The organism is Pseudomonas sp. SWRI81, from assembly GCF_014268545.1.
GTDB classification, from domain to species: domain Bacteria; phylum Pseudomonadota; class Gammaproteobacteria; order Pseudomonadales; family Pseudomonadaceae; genus Aquipseudomonas; species Aquipseudomonas hamedanensis.
On record NZ_JABWQS010000050.1, the window covers coordinates 21,023 to 40,868 of the forward strand.

Genomic DNA, 19,846 nt, shown 5'->3' on the forward strand with positions numbered 1-19,846 from the left:
GTTTCGGAGCGTCTAGCCCTGAATACGCAAAAAGCCCCGCGAATTGCGGGGCTTTTTTTCAGCGTTTTACTGCGACGCTTAGATGTTGGCGTCGAGGAAAGCCGCCAGTTGCGACTTCGACAGGGCGCCGACCTTGGTCGCTTCAACGTTGCCGTTCTTGAACAGCATCAGCGTCGGGATACCGCGCACGCCATGCTTGGCCGGGGTTTCCTGGTTTTCGTCGATGTTCAGTTTGGCGACGGTCAGCTTGCCTTTGTAAGTCTCGGCAATCTCGTCCAGAACCGGTGCGATCATTTTGCAAGGGCCGCACCATTCAGCCCAGTAGTCGACCAGGACAGCGCCTTCGGCCTTGAGTACGTCGGCTTCGAAGCTAGCGTCGCTAACGTGTTTGATCAGATCGCTGCTCATGGAATTCTCCAGGTTGTAAGCAAAAAAACGTGGTCCATCATAGCCGCCCTTCCCTTGTTCAGGAAGTCGCAGATGATTGAGTGTTGCTATGGCCCCTGATGAGTTTCGGTATAGCTCAAATCAGCCGGCGACGGGAGCGATGAAGGCGATTCCGGTACGCAGGGCCGCGTTGCGCACGTGTTCCTGCATGGCTTTTTGCGCAGCCGCCGACGCACGGCGGGCCAGAGCGCGGAGGATCTTGCGGTGTTCCTGCCAGGTTTCCATGGCGCGCTCGGCGCGGATGAACGGCAGTTTCTGGCTTTCGAGAAAGATTTCGGCGCTGGCGGTGAGGATGCTCAGCATCGCCTGATTACCACTGGCCAGCAGGATGCGCCGATGGAACTCGAAGTCGAGTTTCGCCGCCGCTTCGAAGTCGCCGCCGCGCAATTGCTCGCGCATCGCCGCGACGTTGTCTTCCAGCGCATCCAGATCAAACGTGCTCAACGTGGTCGCTGCCAGCCCTGCGGCAAAGCCCTCCAGCGCGTAGCGCAGCTGGAAGATGTCCAGCGGCGAGGCCTGCTCCGCGAACGGCCAGCCCGGCGCTTCGCCGCGCGGCAGCTCGACCGGCGACTGCACAAACACGCCCTTGCCCGGTTGGATACTGACCACGCCCAACGCGCTCAGCGACGACAACGCCTCACGCAGCGATGCCCGGCTGACGCCCAGTTGAAGTGCCAGATCCCGTTGCGACGGCAAGGCAGCACCAGCGCCGAAGCCCTGTTCGGTGATCAGTTTGCGGATCGCTTGCAGCGCCACTTCGGGTACGGCGCGGGAGATCGAATTCATGGTTTGCGGACGCGTCAGGGCCAAGGTGCGGCTAGTTGTAAAGCTATTCGCCGAGTCCGGCAAGTCGTGCCCCAGCGGGGTTCGGCGCGCACCATCGATGCGCCATCGCAGTGCGAAATGCGACCTGACTGTTCAGACCAGTAAGACCGAACGAAGCCGCTGATACTGCGGCTTGCGCAGGCGAATGCCACGCGTTGGCACGGCCCATGCTCTGTCCGATCGCAGAAACCACTTCCCGCCGATCCGGAGATTGTCCATGACCCAGCGTTACAGCGCCCTCCTCGCTTCCCTGTTTGCCGGCCTGCTGCTGTGCCAGGCTCCCGCTCACGCCGACGGTCTGGACGACGTGGTCAAACGCGGCACGCTGAAAGTTGCCGTGCCTCAGGATTTCCCGCCGTTCGGCTCGGTCGGCCCGGACATGAAGCCGCGCGGACTGGACATCGACACGGCGAAACTGCTCGCCGACCAGCTCAAGGTCAAACTTGAGCTGACCCCGGTCAACAGCACCAACCGCATCCCGTTCCTCACCACCGGCAAGGTCGATCTGGTGATTTCCAGCCTCGGCAAAAACGCCGAGCGCGAGAAAGTCATCGATTTCTCCCGCGCCTACGCGCCGTTCTACCTCGCTGTGTTCGGCCCGCCAGACGCCGCCATCACCAGCCTCGACGACCTCAAAGGTAAAACCATCAGCGTTACCCGCGGCGCCATCGAAGATATCGAACTGACCAAGGTCGCCCCCGAAGGCGTGACCATCAAACGCTTCGAGGACAACAACTCGACTATCGCCGCTTACCTGGCCGGCCAGGTCGATCTGATCGCCAGCGGCAACGTGGTGATGGTCGCCATCAGCGAAAAGAACCCGAAACGCGTGCCGGCGCTGAAAGTGAAGCTCAAGGATTCGCCGGTCTACGTCGGCGTGAACAAGAACGAAGCGGCGCTGCTGGCCAAGGTCAACGACATCCTCAACACCGCCAAGGCTGACGGCGCACTGGAAAAGAATTCGCAGACCTGGCTGAAAGAGCCGCTGCCGGCCGATCTCTGATCGACTGCGCGGGAGACCTTCATGGCTTATCAGTTCGATTTCCTGCCGGTGGTGGAAAACACCGACCTGCTGCTGCGTGGCGCACTGTTCACCCTTGAGCTGACCGCCATCGGCGCGTTGCTCGGGGTGGGCGTGGGCATTGTCGGGGCGCTGGTGCGGGCTTGGCATATCCGCCCGTTCTCGGCGATTTTCGGCGTATACGTCGAGTTGATCCGCAACACGCCGTTTCTGGTGCAGTTGTTTTTCATCTTCTTCGGTCTGCCGTCGCTCGGCGTGCAAATCTCCGAGTGGCAGGCGGCGGTGCTGGCAATGGTGATCAACCTCGGCGCCTATTCGACCGAGATCATTCGTGCCGGCATTCAGGCGATCCCCCGTGGGCAACTGGAGGCCGCCGCAGCCTTGGCCATGACGCGCTTCGAAGCGTTCCGCCACGTGGTGCTGCTGCCGGCGCTGGGCAAGGTATGGCCGGCGCTGAGCAGCCAGATCATCATCGTCATGCTCGGTTCGGCGGTGTGCTCGCAGATCGCCACTGAAGAGCTGAGCTTCGCCGCGAACTTCATTCAGTCGCGCAATTTCCGCGCTTTTGAGACTTATGCGCTGACCACGCTGATCTACCTGTGCATGGCGCTGCTGATCCGCCAATTGCTCAACTGGTTCGGTCGCCGGTTCATCGCCAGGAGCAACCAATGAGCGACTTCACTTTCTGGGACATCCTGCGCAACCTGCTCACCGGTCTGCAATGGACGCTGGCCCTTTCGCTGGTGGCGTTCATTGGTGGCGGCCTTGTCGGGCTGCTGATTCTGGTGATGCGCATCTCGAAAAACACCTTGCCGAGCAGCATTGCCCGCACCTGGATCGAGCTGTTCCAGGGCACGCCATTATTGATGCAACTGTTTTTGGTGTTCTTCGGCGTAGCCCTGGCCGGGATTGAGATTTCGCCGTGGATGGCCGCGGCGATCGCCCTGACCCTGTTCACCAGCGCCTATCTGGCGGAGATCTGGCGCGGTTGCGTCGAGGCCATTCCCCACGGCCAGTGGGAAGCCTCCTCGAGCCTGGCGCTCAATCCGCTTGAGCAACTGCGCTACGTCATTCTGCCGCAAGCGCTGCGCATCGCTGTTGCGCCAACCGTGGGCTTCTCGGTGCAAGTGGTCAAAGGCACGGCGGTAACGTCGATTATCGGCTTCACCGAGCTGACCAAGACCGGCGGCATGCTCGCCAACGCCACGTTTGAACCGTTCATGGTCTACGGCCTCGTCGCCCTCGGCTACTTCCTGCTCTGCTACCCCCTGTCCCTCAGTGCGCGCTACCTGGAAAGGAGACTGCATGCCTCTGCTTAGAATTTCCGCCCTGCATAAATACTACGGCGATCACCATGTACTCAAAGGCATCGACCTCAGCGTCGAGGAAGGCCAGGTGGTGGCGATCATCGGCCGCAGCGGCTCGGGCAAGTCCACGTTGCTACGCACCCTCAATGGTCTGGAGTCGATCAACGACGGCGTGATCGAAGTCGACGGCGAATACCTCGACGCCGCCCGCGCCGACTTGCGCAGCCTGCGGCAGAAAGTCGGCATGGTGTTCCAGCAGTTCAACCTGTTCCCGCACCTGACCGTGGGCGAGAACGTCATGCTGGCGCCGCAAGTGGTGCAGAAAGTGCCGAAGGCCAAGGCCGCGCAATTGGCGCGCGAGATGCTTGAACGTGTCGGCCTGGGGGAAAAATTCGACGCCTTTCCGGACCGGTTGTCTGGCGGTCAGCAACAGCGCGTGGCGATCGCCCGGGCTCTGGCGATGTCGCCGAAAGTCTTGTTATGCGATGAAATCACCTCGGCGCTCGATCCGGAACTGGTCAACGAAGTGCTCAGCGTGGTGCGGCAACTGGCGAAGGAAGGCATGACCTTGATCATGGTCACCCACGAAATGCGCTTTGCCCGGGAAGTGGGCGACAAACTGGTGTTCATGCACCACGGCAAGGTACATGAGGTGGGGGATCCGAAGGTGCTGTTTGCCAATCCGCAGACGGCCGAGCTGGCGAACTTTATTGGCACAGTGGAAGCGACAGCCTGAAAACTCTCCGGTGTCGAGGCGGGCGCCTTCGCGAGCAGGCTCGCTCCCACATTGGAACGCATTCCAATGGGATCAAAGCAAACCCCAAGCAGTACGCATTGCCATGTGGGAGCGAGCCTGCTCGCGAATGGCCGCGCTGCGGTGTCAAGCTTGCTGCGCAGGATCAACGGTTTGAACCGTGTGCGTTGGCGCCAGCGTTTGATCGTGGCACGATGGCGGGGTTATCGACCGAGACCCCCTGACCATGCCGCAATCCCAAGCCAAGAATCTGTCCCTGATCGCCGCAATCGACCTGGGCTCCAACAGCTTTCACATGGTCGTGGCCAAGGCCCAGAACGGCGAAATCCGCATTCTTGAGCGCCTCGGCGAAAAGGTGCAACTGGCCGCCGGCATCGACGACGCGCGCCAACTCAACGAAGAATCGATGCAGCGCGGCCTCGATTGCCTCAAGCGTTTTGCCCAACTGATCAACGGTATGCCGCTCGGCGCCGTGCGCATTGTCGGCACTAACGCCCTGCGCGAAGCGCGCAACCGCGGCGAATTCATCCGCCGTGCCGAAGAAATCCTCGGCCATCCGGTGGAAGTCATTTCCGGTCGTGAAGAAGCGCGACTGATTTACCTTGGCGTGTCGCACACCCTCGCCGACACCCCCGGCAAACGCCTGGTGGCCGATATCGGCGGCGGCAGTACCGAGTTCATTATCGGCCAGCGTTTCGAGCCGTTGCTGCGTGAAAGCCTGCAAATGGGTTGCGTGAGCTTTACCCAGCGCTACTTCAAGGACGGCAAGATCACCCCCGCGCGCTACGCCCAGGCCTATACGGCGGCGCGGCTGGAGATCATGAGCATCGAGCACGCCCTGCACCGCCTGACCTGGGATGAAGCCATCGGCTCCTCAGGCACCATTCGCGCCATCGGTCTGGCGTTGAAGGCTGGCGGCCACGGCACGGGCGAAGTCAATGCCGAAGGCCTGGCCTGGCTCAAGCGCCGGCTGTTCAAACTGGGCGACGCCGACAAGATCGACTTTGAAGGCATCAAGCCTGACCGCCGGACCATTTTCCCGGCGGGCCTGGCGATTCTCGAAGCGATTTTCGATGCCCTCGAACTGCAACGCATGGACCACTGCGACGGCGCCCTGCGTGAAGGCGTGCTGTACGACCTGCTCGGCCGCCATCATCACGAAGACGTGCGCGAACGCACCCTGACCTCGCTGATGGAGCGTTACCACGTCGACCTGGAACAAGCCGCGCGGGTGGAACGCAAAGCCCTGCATGCGTTCGACCAGGTCGCGGTGGACTGGGAGCTGGACGACGGCATCTGGCGCGAACTGCTGGGCTGGGCGGCGAAAGTGCACGAAGTCGGCCTCGACATCGCCCACTACCACTACCACAAACACGGCGCTTACCTGATCGAACACTCGGACCTCGCCGGCTTCTCCCGCGAAGACCAGCAAATGCTCGCCCTGCTGGTGCGCGGCCACCGACGCAACATTCCCAAAGACAAGTTTGCCGAATTCGGCGACGACGGCATCAAGCTGATCCGCCTCTGCGTGCTGCTGCGCTTTGCCATCCTGTTCCACCACATTCGTGGTACTCAGGCGATGCCGCAGGTGGTGCTGCACGCCAATGGCGACAGGCTGGAAGTGGAATTTCCCGAGAACTGGCTGGAAGAAAATCAACTGACCCAGGCGGATTTCGGGCTGGAGGCAGACTGGCTGACGCGGGTCGGCATCGTCCTCACGGTTCACTGACACTGATTGTGGCGAGGGGATTTATCCCCGTTGGGGCGCGAAGCGACCCTTTCTTTGATCAAACCAGGCCTGCTGCGCAGGCCAACGGGGATAAATCCCCTCGCCACAGGTTGAATCAGTACAGACACAAAAAAGGCGATCCCGAGGGATCGCCTTTTTTATTGCGCTGACGGTCAGCTGCTCACCGGCAATATCGGACTGCCCAACCGCTCCAGCAACGTCGCCTGCGCACTGCGCGGGTTCTGGTTGCCGGTTGGCGTGTTGCGGATGTAGCGGCCATCCGACTGCAAGCTCCAGCTGTGGGTGTTGTCGGTCAGGTACAGCTCCAGCTCTTTCTTGACCCGGGTCAGCAGCTTCTTGCCCTCGACCGGGAAGCACGTCTCGACACGCTTGTCGAGGTTGCGCTCCATCCAGTCGGCGCTGGAGAGGAACATCTGCTCCTCGCCGCCGTTGAGGAAGTAGAACACTCGGGTGTGTTCCAGGAAGCGGCCGATGATCGAGCGCACGTGAATGTTGTGCGAGACCCCGGCGATGCCCGGACGCAGGCAGCACATGCCGCGCACCACCAGATCGATACGCACGCCCGACTGGCTGGCCTTGTACAGCGCGCGGATGATCTTCGGATCGGTCAGCGAGTTGAACTTGGCGATGATGTGCGCCGGTTTGCCTTCAACGGCGAACTGGGTTTCGCGGGCAATCATGTCGAGCATGCCCTTCTTCAGGGTGAACGGCGCATGCAACAGCTTTTTCATGCGCAGCGTCTTGCCCATGCCGATCAACTGACTGAACAGTTTGCCGACGTCTTCGCACAAGGCGTCGTCGGAGGTCAGCAGGCTGTAATCGGTGTACAGCTTGGCGTTACCGGCGTGATAGTTACCGGTGCCGAGGTGCGCATAGCGGACAATCTCACCGGCCTCACGACGCAGGATCAGCATCATCTTGGCGTGGGTCTTGAAACCGACCACGCCGTAGATCACCACCGCACCGGCTGCTTGCAGACGGCTGGCCAATTGCAGGTTGGACTCTTCGTCGAAACGCGCACGCAACTCGATGACCGCCGTGACTTCCTTGCCGTTACGCGCGGCATCCACCAGCGCATCGACGATTTCGGAGTTGGCCCCGGAGCGGTACAGCGTTTGCCGTACGGCGAGCACATGCGGATCTTTCGCCGCCTGACGCAGCAGGTCGACTACTGGCGTGAACGACTCGAACGGGTGCAGCAAGAGAATGTCCTGCTTGCTGACCACGCTGAAAATGTTTTCGCTGTTCTGCAGCAGTTTCGGGATCTGCGGGGTGAACGGCGTGTATTGCAGCTCCGGATGGCTGTCCAGACCAGTGATGCTGAACAGACGCGTCAGGTTGACCGGGCCGTTGACCTGATACAGCTCGGTCTCGCTCAGGTTGAACTGCTTGAGCAGGTAGTCCGACAGGTGTTTCGGGCAGGTGTCGGCGACTTCCAGCCGCACTGCATCACCGTAACGGCGGGAGAACAATTCGCCGCGCAGCGCGCGGGCCAGGTCTTCGACGTCTTCGGAATCGAGCGCCAGGTCGGCGTTTCGGGTCAGACGGAACTGGTAGCAACCTTTTACCTTCATGCCCTGGAACAGGTCGTCGGCGTGGGCGTGGATCATCGACGAAAGGAATACATAGTTGTCGCCGGGGCCGCCGACTTCTTCCGGTACCTTGATGATCCGCGGCAGCAGGCGCGGGGCCGGAATGATCGCCAGACCGGAATCGCGACCGAAGGCGTCGATACCTTCGAGCTCGACGATGAAGTTAAGGCTCTTGTTCACCAACAACGGAAACGGGTGCGTCGGGTCGAGACCGATCGGGGTGATGATCGGCGCAATCTCGTCGCGGAAGTAGCGGCGCACCCAGGTTTTGAGCTTGGTCGTCCAATTGCGCCGACGGATGAAGCGCACCTGATGCTTTTCCAGCTCTGGCAGGAGGATGTCGTTGAGGATCGCGTATTGGCGGTCCACATGGCCGTGGACCAGATCGCTGATCCGCGCCAGCGCCTGATGCGGCTGCAGACCATCAGCGCCGGCCTGCTCACGGGCGAAGGTGATCTGCTTTTTCAGCCCGGCGACGCGGATCTCGAAGAATTCGTCGAGGTTGCTGGAGAAGATCAGCAGGAACTTCAGTCGCTCCAGCAACGGATAGGACTCGTCCAGCGCCTGTTCCAGCACGCGGATGTTGAACTGCAATTGCGAAAGCTCGCGATGGATGTACAGGCTGCTGTCATCCAGACCGGGAATGGCGATCGCCGGCACCGCCGCAACCGGTTCGGCCGCCGGCGCGGGTGGCGCTGGCTCCAGTTCCGGCGGGGTTTCGGTGACTTGCTCGACCACCGGCTGAGCTTCTTTTACGGCAACTTCAGTGAGTCCTTCGGTATTCATGGAATGTTCCTGGGAGGGCTATTTCTGCTCTCGTAACAATTGAGCGGCACGAACGGCAAAGTAAGTCAGGATGCCATCTGCACCGGCACGTTTAAAGGCGGTCAATGATTCGAGAATCACCGCTTCGCTCAACCAGCCATTCTGGATCGCTGCCATGTGCATGGCGTATTCGCCACTGACCTGATAGACGAAGGTCGGCACCTTGAAGGCATCTTTGACCCGAAAAAGAATGTCCAGGTACGGCATACCCGGTTTGACCATGACCATGTCCGCGCCTTCAGACAAGTCCGCGCCGACTTCGTGCAGCGCTTCGTCGCTGTTGGCCGGGTCCATCTGATAAGAGGCCTTGTTCGCTTTGCCGAGGTTCGACGCCGAACCCACGGCGTCGCGGAACGGGCCGTAATAGGCGCTGGCGTACTTCGCCGAGTAGGCCATGATCCGCACGTTGACGTGGCCGGCGACTTCCAGCGCTTCACGAATGGCCTGGATGCGCCCGTCCATCATGTCCGACGGCGCGACGACCTGCGCGCCGGCGTCGGCGTGGGACAACGCCTGGCGCACCAGTGCGTCAACGGTGATGTCGTTCTGCACGTAGCCGTCGGCGTCGAGAATGCCGTCCTGACCGTGGGTGGTAAATGGATCGAGCGCCACGTCGGTGATCACGCCCAGTTCCGGGAAGCGCTCACGCAACGCGCGGGTGGCGCGCTGGGCGATGCCGTCGGGATTCCAGGCTTCGGCGGCGTCGAGGGATTTCAGTTGCGGCGGTGTGACCGGGAACAGCGCCAGCGCCGGAATGCCCAGCTCGACCCATTGGGCGGCTTCTTCCAGCAGCAGGTCGATGGTCAAACGCTCCACACCCGGCATCGAGGCCACGGCTTCGCGGCGGTTTTCACCGTCGAGCACAAATACCGGCAGGATCAGATCATCGACCGTCAGCACGTTTTCCCGCACCAGCCGCCGCGAAAAATCATCACGGCGATTGCGGCGCAGGCGAGTGGCAGGGAACAGACGATTGGCGGGGGTAAAGCTCACGGCAGACTCCTGAGCCCGCGCAACGGGCGAGCGTGACAGTTATAGACGGCCATTATGACGAACGGATGACAGTTGTGTGAGAGCTGTGACAGGTAGCCGCATTCCATTCTCAGTGCAGGAATTGTTCACGTCGAGACACATTTCGATACTTTCCTGAATGTGTCCGAAGGGTTAGGCTGCGCGTTCATTTCGCCAGCACCCAGACAATGCTCCAACAATTTCTGCATGACTTCGGCTACTTTGCCCTGTTTCTCGGCACGTTCTTCGAAGGCGAAACCATCCTCGTGCTCGCAGGCTTTCTTGCGTTCCGTGGCTATATGGACATCAACCTGGTGGTGGTCGTGGCGTTCTTCGGCAGCTATGCCGGCGATCAGCTGTGGTACTTCATGGGGCGCAAGCACGGGCGCAAATTGCTCGCGCGCAAACCGCGCTGGCAAATGATGGGCGACCGCGCGCTGGAGCATATCCGCCGACACCCGGACATCTGGGTGCTGAGCTTCCGCTTCGTCTACGGCTTGCGCACAGTGATGCCGGTGGCGATCGGCCTGTCCGGATATCCGCCGGGACGCTATTTGCTACTCAACGGTATCGGCGCGGCGATCTGGGCAACGGCGCTGGCGGCGGCGGCGTATCACTTCGGCGCGGTACTCGAAGGCATGCTCGGCAGCATCAAGAAGTATGAGCTATGGGTGCTGGGCGCCCTGCTGTTGCTGGGCCTCGGCCTGTGGCTGCGTCGACGCTTCAAGAATGCCCGCCTGGCCAGACAGGTCTATCAAGACGAGCAAACCGCTAAAGCAGCCCAGGCTGAACAATTGCGCGAGGCCGAGTCGGCCAATCCTGCCGAACCAAAGACGCCGGCTGACTGATTGCGGGCGCTTGCGCCCGACAGCCGGCAAATAATGAACACCCCGCCGTCGTTGCGATCCATGTAGAAAGCGCTCTGTCCCGGTGTTGGCCGGCGCTTGCCGCTCTGGCAACCCGCAGCAATATAGTGGACATTGAGCGCCATGAATCTGGAGAGAAGCCCATGAGCAAAAAAGTTGCAGTGATCCTGTCCGGCAGTGGCGTCTACGACGGCGCCGAGATCCACGAAAGTGTCATCACCCTGCTGCGCCTGGACCAGCGAGGCGCGCAGGTGCAGTGCTTCGCTCCCAACGTTGCGCAGCTGCATGTGATCAACCACCTGACCGGTGAAGAAATGCCCGAATCGCGCAACGTGCTGGTGGAGTCGGCGCGCATTGCCCGTGGCAACGTCAAGGACATCCGCGACGCCGACGTCGATGACTTCGATGCGTTGATCGTGCCCGGCGGCTTCGGTGCAGCAAAGAATCTGTCGAACTTCGCCGTCGAAGGCGCCGGCTGCACCGTGCAACCGGACGTGCTGGCCTTGGCCGAGGCGTTTGCCGAAGCCGGCAAACCAGTCGGGCTGATCTGTATCTCACCGGCACTGGCGGCGAAAATCTACGGACCGGGCGTGACCTGCACCATCGGCAACGATGCCGACACTGCCGCCGCAATGAGCAAAATGGGCGCGACACACGAAGACTGCGCCGTGACCGAAATCGTTGAAGACAAGGCGCGAAAACTGGTCACCACACCTGCTTATATGCTGGCGCAGACCATCAGCGAAGCGGCGTCCGGGATCAACAAACTGGTCGACCGCGTACTCGAACTGACCCACGAAAACGACGCGTGATCACTGCCTGCACGCAAACTTATATGTAGGAGTGAGCCTGCTCGCGATAGCGGTGTGTCAGCCAACTCATGTGCCGCCTGATACGCCGCTATCGCGAGCAGGCTCACTCCTACAAGGGGATCCGTGCAAGTCTCAGGATGTGCGGGTGAGTCTGGTCAGAATCCGGTCCAGCGCATTGGCAAACGCCTGCTTCTCACGCTCGCCAAACGGCGCCGGACCGCCGCTCATCTGGCCCTGTTCTCTCAGATCGGTGAACAGATTACGCACCGCCAGACGCTCGCCCATGTTTTGCGCATCGAACTCTTTGCCGCGCGGATCCAGCGCCGCCACCCCCTTCTTCACCAGCCGGTCGGCGAGCGGAATATCGCTGCAAATCACCAGCTCGCCCGGTACGGCGTGCTCGACCAGATAATCATCCGCCGCATCCGGCCCGCTCGGTACCACGATCAGTTTGACGATGGCCAGCCCAGGCTTGATCTGTGGCTGACCCGCGACCAGCACCACCTCGAACTGGCGTTTGAGGGCGAACTTCACCACCAGATCCTTCGCCGCCCGCGGACAGGCGTCGGCATCGATCCATACACGCATTTTCTTGCCTCCAAAAAATTCGCGAGCAGGCTCGCTCCCACAGGATACACACCGACCCTGTGGGAGCGAGCCTGCTCGCGAATGTGAGCGCCAGCGAATGCTTCTTTAAGCGACGACTCGGCGCTTCTCCGCCACCCAACTACGCCCATACAACACAACAATCGCCAGAATCGCCACCGCCTGCGCTGTCAGCGAATACGCATCGGCATGAATCCCCAGCCAGTCGAACTCAAAGAATGCCACCGGCCGAGTGCCGAAGATCCCGGCTTCCTGCAAGGCTTTGACGCCATGCCCGGCAAACACCACCGACAACGCGCAGAGCAGCGCGGCGTTGATGCTGAAGAACAGCGTCAGCGGCAGTTTCGCCGAGCCGCGCAGGATCACCCAGGCCAGGCCGATCAGCAGCACCAGCGCCGTCGCGCCGCCGGCCAGCACGGCGTCATGCCCGGCCGGACCGGCCTGCAACCACAGGGTTTCGTAGAACAGGATTACTTCGAACAACTCGCGATAGACCGAGAAGAACGCCAGGATCGCAAAGCCGAAACGCCCGCCGCCACCGACCAGGCTGCTCTTGATGTAATCCTGCCAGGCAGCGGCATGGCGACGGTCGTGCATCCACACGCCAAGCCACAGCACCATGACACTGGCAAACAGCGCCGTCGCGCCCTCCAGCAACTCACGTTGCGAACCACTGACGTCGATCACGTATGCAGCCAGCGCCCAGGTAGCCAAACCTGCCAGCAACGCCAGCCCCCAACCCACATTGACACTGCGCACCGCCGATTGCTGGCCGGTGTTACGCAGGAAGGCGAGGATCGCCGCCAGCACCAGAATCGCTTCCAGGCCTTCGCGCAGCAGAATCAGCAACCCGGAAATGTAGCTCAGCGACCAGCTCAGCCCATCGCTGCCCAGCAGGCCGGCGGACTCCTTGAGTTTCGCCTTGGCCGCGTCCAGACGCTGTTCGGCTTGCTCGACCGGCAGACCGTCCTGCAGCGACTGCCGGTACGCCATCAGCGATTTTTCGGTGTCCTTGCGTACGTTGGCATCGACGTTGTCCAGCGAGCTTTCGACCAGTTCGAAACCTTCCAGATACGCCGCTACCGACAGGTCATAGGCCTGATCATGCTCACCGGCGCGGTAGGCCGCGAGGCTCTTGTCGAGCGTGGCGGCAGTATAATCGAGCAACTGCGCCGGGCCGCGTTTGACCTGCGGCGGTTGTGCGCGTTGCGCACGGAACGTTGCCGCGACCTGTGCGCCCTCGACAGCCTGCACTTCGGCCGGCGTCTGGCGCGCCAGATCGGCGATGTTGTAGACCTTGTCGGACTTGGCGGCTGCCGCATCGGCGCTGAAGCCGGCGATATAGGTGGCCAGATCCCAACGCTGACGATCATCGAGCTGATCGGCAAACGCCGGCATGTCGGTGCCTTCGACGCCTTGGCCAAGGGTGCTGTAAATCGCGTAGAGGCTCAGGTGATCCATCCGCGCAGCGTCGCGCAGATTCGCTGGCGCGGGCGTCAGGCCAACCCCGGCCGGGCCGTCCCCGGCGCCAGTGTCGCCGTGACACACCGAGCAGTTCTGCGCATACAGCGGTGCACCCCGCGTCGGGTCCGGCGTGATGATCGGTGCCTGACTGACTTCATAAGCCACGGCCAGTTTCGCCCCCAACTGGCGAGCCTGACGGGCGACATCGGCGCCCTCCTGCTTCGCACTGATAGCGGCGTGCAAAGAGTCGACGCCCTGCTCCAGCGCGGCTTTTTCCGGTTTCGCCGGCAGCGCGGTGATCAAGCCTTGCAGCACCTGCGTGAATTCCAGCTGTTCGCGGTATTCGCCGTCGTCGATGACTTTGCCTGCCGCGACGGTCGGCGGATAGTCGGCGCTGATGTAATCCAGCAGGTGCAGCGCTTGCGGCGCGCCGTCCACGCTATCGGCCAGCAGCGGCAAGCTGCTCAGGGCGAATAACGGGAGCAGCAGCCAGGCCAGCAATCGGGACGAGGCAGTCATGAAAGAATCTCAAATGGAAATACGAAGTTACATATTGTTCACTTCGCAGACGTTTCTCTCAAGCTTTGTCGGCGTTTCACCTTGATAGGCAGGACATTCCCGGCAGACAGCAACAACGTCTGTCGCCGAGTATTGCCGCACGGCGCGCTGCCGATTGACCTTGGATGAAGATCGCAGCCATTTGCCATCACCCACCTTATACTGCCCGCCCCAGAGCATTTGCGTGCGAGGAACAACCTTAATGCGGAGTCTTCCGTTCGTTTTGCTGCTTTGCGTGGCTATTCAGTTGAGCGGTTGTGCCGCCTACCGCAACTACGATCTTGAAATGCAGCAGACCACCGAGCAAATGACCCGGGGCAATCTGAACGGGGCTCTGGCACTGGTGGAAATGCACAACCCGTGGGAAGACAAGGATCTGCTGTATTACCTGGAAAAAGGCGCAATACTCAGCGCTGGCAGTGTCCTGCCCGACAGCCAGGACGCCTGGCGCAACGCCGACCGGATGATCTTCCAGCGCGAGGAGGCCAACCCGTCCGGCGCGTTGAAATTACTGGCGCGCTTCGGCGATGAAATGGGCACGATGCTGGTCAACGACAAGTTGCGGCGCTACGAAGGCTACGATTACGAAAAGGTCATGCTGACCACACAGATGGCCTTGAACCAGCTGTCCGTCAATGACTTCGCCGGCGCCCGCGCAGACATCAAGAAGACCCACGAACGCGAAGCATTGATCGCCCGGCAGCGTGAACAGCAATACGAAGCGGCCGAGGAACAGGCCAAAGCCCAAGGCAAGACCCTGCATTACAAGGACCTGGAGGGTTACCCGGTCGCCCTGCTCGAAGCGCCGCAGGTCGTGGAGCTGAAAAACGGTTACCAGAGTGCGTTCAGCCACTATCTGGCCGGCTTCACTTACGAAGCCCTCGGCGAGCGCGCCCTGGCAGCGGCCGGTTATCGTCAGGCGATCGAACTGCGGCCGGACATGCCCTTGCTGCAAAAGGCCCTGCGCAATCTCGACAAACCGCCAGCGAAAGCCGATGAAAGCGATGTGTTGCTGATTATCCAGAGTGGCCTGGCCCCGGCTCGCAGCTCCGTGCAGGTGTCGATCCCGGTTCGTCTGAACGAAACGCTGGTCATCATTGCGCCCATTTCATTCCCGGTGATGGTGCCGGACGCGGTCACGCCCAACTTCAGCCATATCACCGTAGAGGGTCGCAAGCAGCCGTTGGTGGTGATCAACAGCGTGACCGACATGTCCATGCGCACACTGCGCGACGACATGCCGGAAATCATCTCGCGGGCGATGTTCCGCGCCAACATGGCCGCTATCGGTCAAGCGCAGGAAAACGAGCGCAACCCGGCGAAAGCATCGTTGATCGTCACTCAGCATGATCCGTTCGAAGAAGCCGACACCCGCACATGGCGAGCGCTGCCGGACAAGACACTGGTCGCCCGCCTGCGCCTGAAGAAAGGCCTGCATACCTTCCGTTTTGCGACTGCACCCATCGACCACCCTTTTGAATTACGCGTCGACCAGGATCGCCAGATTCTGCACCTGCGGGTATTCCGGGATCAGGTCTACACCGTTGGATCAGCCTTTGTGCCGAATCACAAACCTGCACCGGATAAACCCGCTTCTGCGGACAGGTGATGGCACAACCTCAGAAAATGCACCCAAAAAGCTATTACATAGCCATCACCCAGCGCTTATAATGCCGCGCCCTCGCCCAGCGAGCCGGCATCAAAGCTCCTCACGCATGAGGAATTGGCAGGAGGCCAGCGCCGCCGCCGATAGGTCACACTAGCCCGACCAGCACAGGCGGCTGTAGTTATCGCTACTCAGGGAAGAAGTACCTCCATGGCATTGCGCACTCCCACTTTGATCGCCCTCGGCGCGGTCACGTTGCTGTCTGGCTGTTCGGCGTTTCGCAACTACGATTCCGAGTTGGCCCAGACCAACCAGCAACTGGCGGCCGGCAATGTCGACGCCGCCCTGACCCTGCTGGAAAAGAACAACACCGGCACCGACAAAGACCTGCTTTATTACTTCGAGAAAGGTGAGTTGCTGCGCGCCAAGGGCGACCTCTCTGGCAGCCAGAACGCCTGGGGCAGCGCCGATCAGGTGGTCGGGCAGTGGGAAGACGCGGTCAAGCTCGACTCGGCCAAGTACCTGGCGCAGTTCGGTAGCTTCATCGTCAACGACAAGGTGCGTCGCTACGAAGGTTATGACTACGAAAAAGTCATGCTGACCACGCAGATGGCCCTGAACCTGCTGGCAGTCAACGACTTCGATGGCGCCCGCACCGCGATCAAGAAGACTCACGAACGTGAAGCGGTGATCGCCGACCTGCGCGACAAGGAATACCTCAGGAGCGAAGAACAGGCCGAGAAAGAAGGCATCAAGACCCAGTACAAGGATTTGCAGGGTTATCCGGTCGCCAGCCTCGACGCCCCGGAAGTGGTCGGTCTGAAGAACAGCTACCAGAGCGCATTCAGTCATTACCTGGCCGGTTTCGTTTACGAAGCCTTGGGCGAAAGAGATCTGGCGGCGCCGGGTTATCGCAAAGCCGCCGAGCTGCGCCCGAACACGCCGCTGCTCGAGCAGGCGCTGGTCAACCTCGACAAGCCTGTGAAGTCTGACGACAGCGACATCCTGATCGTGGTCCAGAGCGGTCTGGCGCCGGCGCGCGACTCGATCCGCGTGCCGCTGCCGCTGCCGATTTCCAACAACGTGGTGATCACCCCGCTGTCGTTCCCGATCATCAAACCGGACACCTCCACCGCGCCGTTCGCGCAGATCGGTGTCGACGGCAAGCAAGTCGACCTGACCGCGCTCAACAGCACCACTGCCATGTCCCGCCGCGCCCTGCGCGATGACATGCCGGGAATCATCGTACGCACCACCGTGCGCGCAATCACCAAGGGCGTGGCGCAGAAACAGATCAACGAAACCAACCCGCTGGCCGGTCTTGCCGTGGGCATTTCTTCAGCGGTGCTTGAAGGTGCCGATACCCGTACATGGCGCACCCTGCCGGACAACACCCAAGTGGTGCGTCTGCGCCTGAAAAAGGGCGAGCATCAGGTTACCCTGCCGAGCGCCGTCGGCGGCTCGGTGGTCAAGGTCACCGTCGATCAGCGTTATCAGGTGGTCAGCCTGCGTGCCGTGGGTAATCAGGTGTTCGCCGGCGGCATCGCCGCGCACGTAATGCCGAGTGCCGGCGCGACCAACGTCGCCAGCCTCAAACAACCTTAAGAACGGAGTCTTTGCAATGCGCTTGAAGATCATCGCCGTGGCCGCCCTCGCCTTGCTGGCAGGCTGCGCCACCCCGCCACCGCCGGAGCCGGGCAGCGCCGCGAGCAAGGTCGTGGCCATGGGCCCGCAGAAACACATCGTTGTCGGCGCCATGCGCGTCGCCCGTGAAAACGGCTTTATGACCGTCAATGTGCAGTTGAGCAACACCCTCAACAGCAACAAAATTTTCTACTACCGCTTCGCCTGGCTGGGCGCGGAAGGTTTCCCGGTAGCCGAAGAAGAAGTCTGGAAGAGCCAGATGATGTATGGCGCGCAGACCAGCTTCATTCAGGCCATCGCCCCGACTCCGAAAGCCGTGGACTTCCGTCTGGAAATCAAGACGCCGTAAGCCCGTCACCCTTTTTCTGATTTAGAGAGCACTCCCATGTTTGCACGCTTTTCCTGCATCGCCGTCATCGCCCTGCTGGCCTCCGGTTGCGCCAATACTTCGCCGACCCTGGGCAGCAAGAACATCAGCTACGGCGACACCAAAGCGGTTGAAACCGTGACCAATGAATTCGGTTCGACCGACCTGCAGATGATCGCCGAATCGATGACCCGCTCGCTGGCCCAGTCCGGCATTTTGCAGGGCCGTCCGGTGGTTCAGGTCTACGACGTGAAGAACAAGACCAGCGAGTACATCGATACCCGCGAAATCACCACCAGCATCAAGACCCAACTGATGAAGACCGGCGTGGCGCGCTTCGCCAGCGACAACACGGCAATGCAGAGCCAGGTCGATCAGCTCAAGCTGCAAAACCAGAGCGGCCTGTACAAGAAAAGCACTGTGGCCAAGACCGGCAACATGATTGCTGCCAAGTACCGCATCGAAGGCTCGATCAGTTCGATCGTCAAGCGCAGCAGCGACTACAAGGACGTCTTCTACAAATTCAGCCTGCAACTGATCGACGTCGAAAGTGGTCTGGCCGAGTGGATGGACGAAAAAGAGATTCGCAAAACCACGGAGCGTTAATCGATGCGCACATGGATTGGCATGATGGCCCTGGCTTGCGCGTTCTGCGTGCAGGCGGCCCCGAAAGTGGCGGTGACGGATCTGGCGTATCAGGAGCGCGTGGAGCAATACATCCACATCGTTTCGGCGCAGAGCAATCACCGCGAGAGTTATTACAGCGCCAGCGGTTCTTCGAGCTATAACGAAATCGAAGCGACCACCAGCTACATCGAACAGGGCGAGCTGCGCAAATTCACCGGCGATATCAAGGGCGAAATCCTCCGTACCGGCATGTTCCAGCTGGTGCAGGGTACTCCGTACACCGCCTCGTCCAAGGGCGATGTGTATGACGTGATCAAGCGCATCAAGGCCGGCAACTTCAAAGGCGCCGACTACGTGCTGTTCGGCACCGTGTCCGACATCGACTTCACCCAAGACATCAACGAGCTGGCGCACACCGACAGCTACTCGGCGGTGCTGGGCCTGACGCTGGTGGCGGATTTCAGCCTGATCAACACCAAGACCTTCGAGATCACTTCGGCTTTCACGGCGATGGGTGAAGCGCAGGACACCAAACTGGTGAACCACCGCGACATCAAGATCTCGCTGAACCGTCCGAGAGTGGTGCGTGACGTGTCCAAGGCGTTGGGCGAAGACGTGGCCGGGCAGTTGAGCATGCAGCTCGGTGGCGACGGTTACGAGCAACCGCGCGAGGCGCCGCAGCGCAATAACCTGCCGCGCGATACCGCACCGGTAATCCTGCGCTGACACCGGGATGAATACTCTCTGTGGCGAGGGGATTTAGCGAAACGTCGCACCGCCCCGCTGGGCTGCGCAGCGGCCCCTTCTTTTAAGATCAAGAGGGCCCGCTGCGCGAGCCAACGGGGATAAATCCCCTCGCCACAATCGAGTTTCAGTCGGATATCTCGCAGGCAATAAAAAAGGTGACCCGCAAAGGTCGCCTTTTTTTGTTTGCCAGGTTTACACCGCTGCTTTGCGCAACGTCGCCATAAACGCCGCCGCACCGATGAACAGCCCGGCAAACGTGCGGTTCATGCGCTTCTGTTGTTTCGGTGTGCGCAGCAGGCGCAGCACCTTCGACGCCAGCCCGGTGTAGCCGGCCATGACGATCAGATCGACGCAAATCATCGTCACGCCAATCACCAGATACTGGATCAGCAGCGGTTCATGCGGGTTGATGAATTGCGGCAGCACCGCGAGCATGAATATCAGAGCCTTGGGGTTGCTGATGTTCACCAGGAAACCACGGAATACCAGCGCCAGCGGCTTGCCGATCGGTCGCACCGCTGCGTCATCGCTCATGTCCATGGGCAACGCGCGCCATTGCTTGATCGCCAGATAAACGAGATAGGCCACGCCGAACCATTTGATCGCATAAAACGCCGTGGCCGAGGCGGTGAGGATCGCACCGACACCGGCGCCGACAATCGCAATCTGCACGGCGAGGCCGACTTGCAGACCCAGGGCGTTCCAGTAACCGCGCCAGAAGCCGTATTGCAATCCGCTGGACATCGACGCAATGGCGCCGGCGCCCGGGGACAGACTGATCACCCAGCAGGCGGCAAAAAACGCCAGCCATGTTTGAAGCTCCATCGCACACCTCGACTGATGCTTGTGGCAAATGCCTAAGCTAATGCGGCTTCGCGTGGATGACTACCGATTTCTTGCTGAAGGTTGCAGGTGCGGCTAATGGCCCCTTCGCAAGCAGGCTCGCTTGTATGGTTAGACTTGAAGGGGTGGTGGGACGAACAGTTCGCATCTGACTGCTGTAACAGTACAGACCGT

The 19,846-nt window shown here is 60.9% G+C and carries 19 protein-coding genes; 12 read left to right on the forward strand and 7 right to left on the reverse strand.

Annotated features, from left to right (window positions below; translation table 11 throughout):
- Positions 1-78: 78 nt before the first annotated feature.
- Together trxA and HU765_RS23470 are read right to left on the reverse strand one after the other, a co-directional pair.
- Positions 79-408, reverse strand: a complete 330-nt coding sequence (gene trxA, locus HU765_RS23465) for a thioredoxin TrxA (RefSeq protein WP_003206727.1) — start codon at positions 406-408, stop codon at positions 79-81.
- 120 nt (positions 409-528) lie between these two features.
- Positions 529-1,233 carry an FCD domain-containing protein gene (locus tag HU765_RS23470; RefSeq protein ID WP_186549612.1) on the reverse strand — a complete coding sequence of 235 codons (705 nt, stop codon included), beginning with the start codon at positions 1,231-1,233 and terminating at the stop codon, positions 529-531.
- A gap of 256 nt (positions 1,234-1,489) precedes the next feature.
- Here HU765_RS23470 and HU765_RS23475 point away from each other — a divergent pair, with 256 nt between their 5' ends.
- The 5 genes from HU765_RS23475 (at position 1,490) to ppx (ending at position 6,083) form a co-directional block, all read left to right on the forward strand.
- A complete protein-coding gene (locus HU765_RS23475; RefSeq protein WP_186549614.1) occupies positions 1,490-2,275 on the forward strand; it encodes a transporter substrate-binding domain-containing protein in 786 nt (261 codons plus the stop codon).
- Positions 2,276-2,296: 21 nt separating this feature from the next.
- Entirely contained in the window at positions 2,297-2,965 is a 669-nt protein-coding gene (locus HU765_RS23480; RefSeq protein ID WP_186623315.1) for an amino acid ABC transporter permease, read from the forward strand.
- On the forward strand, positions 2,962-3,612 hold the full coding sequence (locus HU765_RS23485) for an amino acid ABC transporter permease (RefSeq protein ID WP_016772621.1): 651 nt from the start codon (positions 2,962-2,964) through the stop codon (positions 3,610-3,612). The genes HU765_RS23480 and HU765_RS23485 overlap by 4 nt, the downstream gene beginning before the upstream one ends.
- Complete coding sequence (locus HU765_RS23490) at positions 3,599-4,336, forward strand: amino acid ABC transporter ATP-binding protein (RefSeq protein WP_186530872.1); 738 nt, start codon at positions 3,599-3,601, stop codon at positions 4,334-4,336. The genes HU765_RS23485 and HU765_RS23490 overlap by 14 nt, the downstream gene beginning before the upstream one ends.
- A gap of 244 nt (positions 4,337-4,580) precedes the next feature.
- The gene (gene ppx / locus HU765_RS23495) at positions 4,581-6,083 is read left to right on the forward strand and encodes an exopolyphosphatase (RefSeq protein ID WP_186549618.1); all 1,503 of its coding nucleotides are present in this window, start codon (positions 4,581-4,583) and stop codon (positions 6,081-6,083) included.
- A gap of 173 nt (positions 6,084-6,256) precedes the next feature.
- Here the strand turns inward: ppx and ppk1 are convergent, their stop codons facing one another.
- Both ppk1 and hemB read right to left on the reverse strand, forming a co-directional pair.
- On the reverse strand, positions 6,257-8,482 hold the full coding sequence (gene ppk1 / locus HU765_RS23500) for a polyphosphate kinase 1 (RefSeq protein WP_186549620.1): 2,226 nt from the start codon (positions 8,480-8,482) through the stop codon (positions 6,257-6,259).
- Between the two features lie 18 nt (positions 8,483-8,500).
- Entirely contained in the window at positions 8,501-9,514 is a 1,014-nt protein-coding gene (hemB, locus tag HU765_RS23505; RefSeq protein WP_186623317.1) for a porphobilinogen synthase, read from the reverse strand.
- Between the two features lie 206 nt (positions 9,515-9,720).
- Here hemB and HU765_RS23510 point away from each other — a divergent pair, with 206 nt between their 5' ends.
- Positions 9,721-10,380 (forward strand): DedA family protein, encoded by a 660-nt coding sequence (locus HU765_RS23510; RefSeq protein ID WP_186623319.1) that lies wholly within the window; start codon positions 9,721-9,723, stop codon positions 10,378-10,380.
- A gap of 161 nt (positions 10,381-10,541) precedes the next feature.
- Positions 10,542-11,210: an isoprenoid biosynthesis glyoxalase ElbB gene (gene elbB / locus HU765_RS23515; RefSeq protein ID WP_186623321.1), complete on the forward strand. Its 669-nt coding sequence runs from the start codon at positions 10,542-10,544 to the stop codon at positions 11,208-11,210.
- 132 nt (positions 11,211-11,342) lie between these two features.
- Here the strand turns inward: elbB and HU765_RS23520 are convergent, their stop codons facing one another.
- Positions 11,343-11,798 (reverse strand): YaiI/YqxD family protein, encoded by a 456-nt coding sequence (locus HU765_RS23520; RefSeq protein WP_186623323.1) that lies wholly within the window; start codon positions 11,796-11,798, stop codon positions 11,343-11,345.
- 105 nt (positions 11,799-11,903) lie between these two features.
- Positions 11,904-13,799 carry an FTR1 family protein gene (locus HU765_RS23525; protein WP_186623325.1) on the reverse strand — a complete coding sequence of 632 codons (1,896 nt, stop codon included), beginning with the start codon at positions 13,797-13,799 and terminating at the stop codon, positions 11,904-11,906.
- Positions 13,800-14,040: 241 nt separating this feature from the next.
- Between HU765_RS23525 and HU765_RS23530 the strand changes: the two genes are divergently transcribed.
- The 5 genes from HU765_RS23530 to HU765_RS23550 all read left to right on the forward strand — a co-directional run bounded on the left by HU765_RS23530 (position 14,041) and on the right by HU765_RS23550 (position 18,808).
- On the forward strand, positions 14,041-15,447 hold the full coding sequence (locus tag HU765_RS23530; RefSeq protein ID WP_186623327.1) for a hypothetical protein: 1,407 nt from the start codon (positions 14,041-14,043) through the stop codon (positions 15,445-15,447).
- A gap of 207 nt (positions 15,448-15,654) precedes the next feature.
- Entirely contained in the window at positions 15,655-17,049 is a 1,395-nt protein-coding gene (locus tag HU765_RS23535) for a hypothetical protein (protein ID WP_186549632.1), read from the forward strand.
- Positions 17,050-17,065: 16 nt separating this feature from the next.
- A complete protein-coding gene (locus HU765_RS23540) occupies positions 17,066-17,437 on the forward strand; it encodes a YcfL family protein (protein ID WP_016772611.1) in 372 nt (123 codons plus the stop codon).
- Between the two features lie 36 nt (positions 17,438-17,473).
- Entirely contained in the window at positions 17,474-18,061 is a 588-nt protein-coding gene (lpoB, locus tag HU765_RS23545) for a penicillin-binding protein activator LpoB (protein WP_186549634.1), read from the forward strand.
- Between the two features lie 3 nt (positions 18,062-18,064).
- On the forward strand, positions 18,065-18,808 hold the full coding sequence (locus HU765_RS23550) for a penicillin-binding protein activator LpoB (protein ID WP_186623329.1): 744 nt from the start codon (positions 18,065-18,067) through the stop codon (positions 18,806-18,808).
- 213 nt (positions 18,809-19,021) lie between these two features.
- On the opposite strand, the gene rhtB is transcribed toward HU765_RS23550, so the two are convergent.
- Positions 19,022-19,654 carry a homoserine/homoserine lactone efflux protein gene (gene rhtB, locus HU765_RS23555; RefSeq protein WP_186623331.1) on the reverse strand — a complete coding sequence of 211 codons (633 nt, stop codon included), beginning with the start codon at positions 19,652-19,654 and terminating at the stop codon, positions 19,022-19,024.
- Between the last annotated feature and the right edge of the window lie 192 nt (positions 19,655-19,846).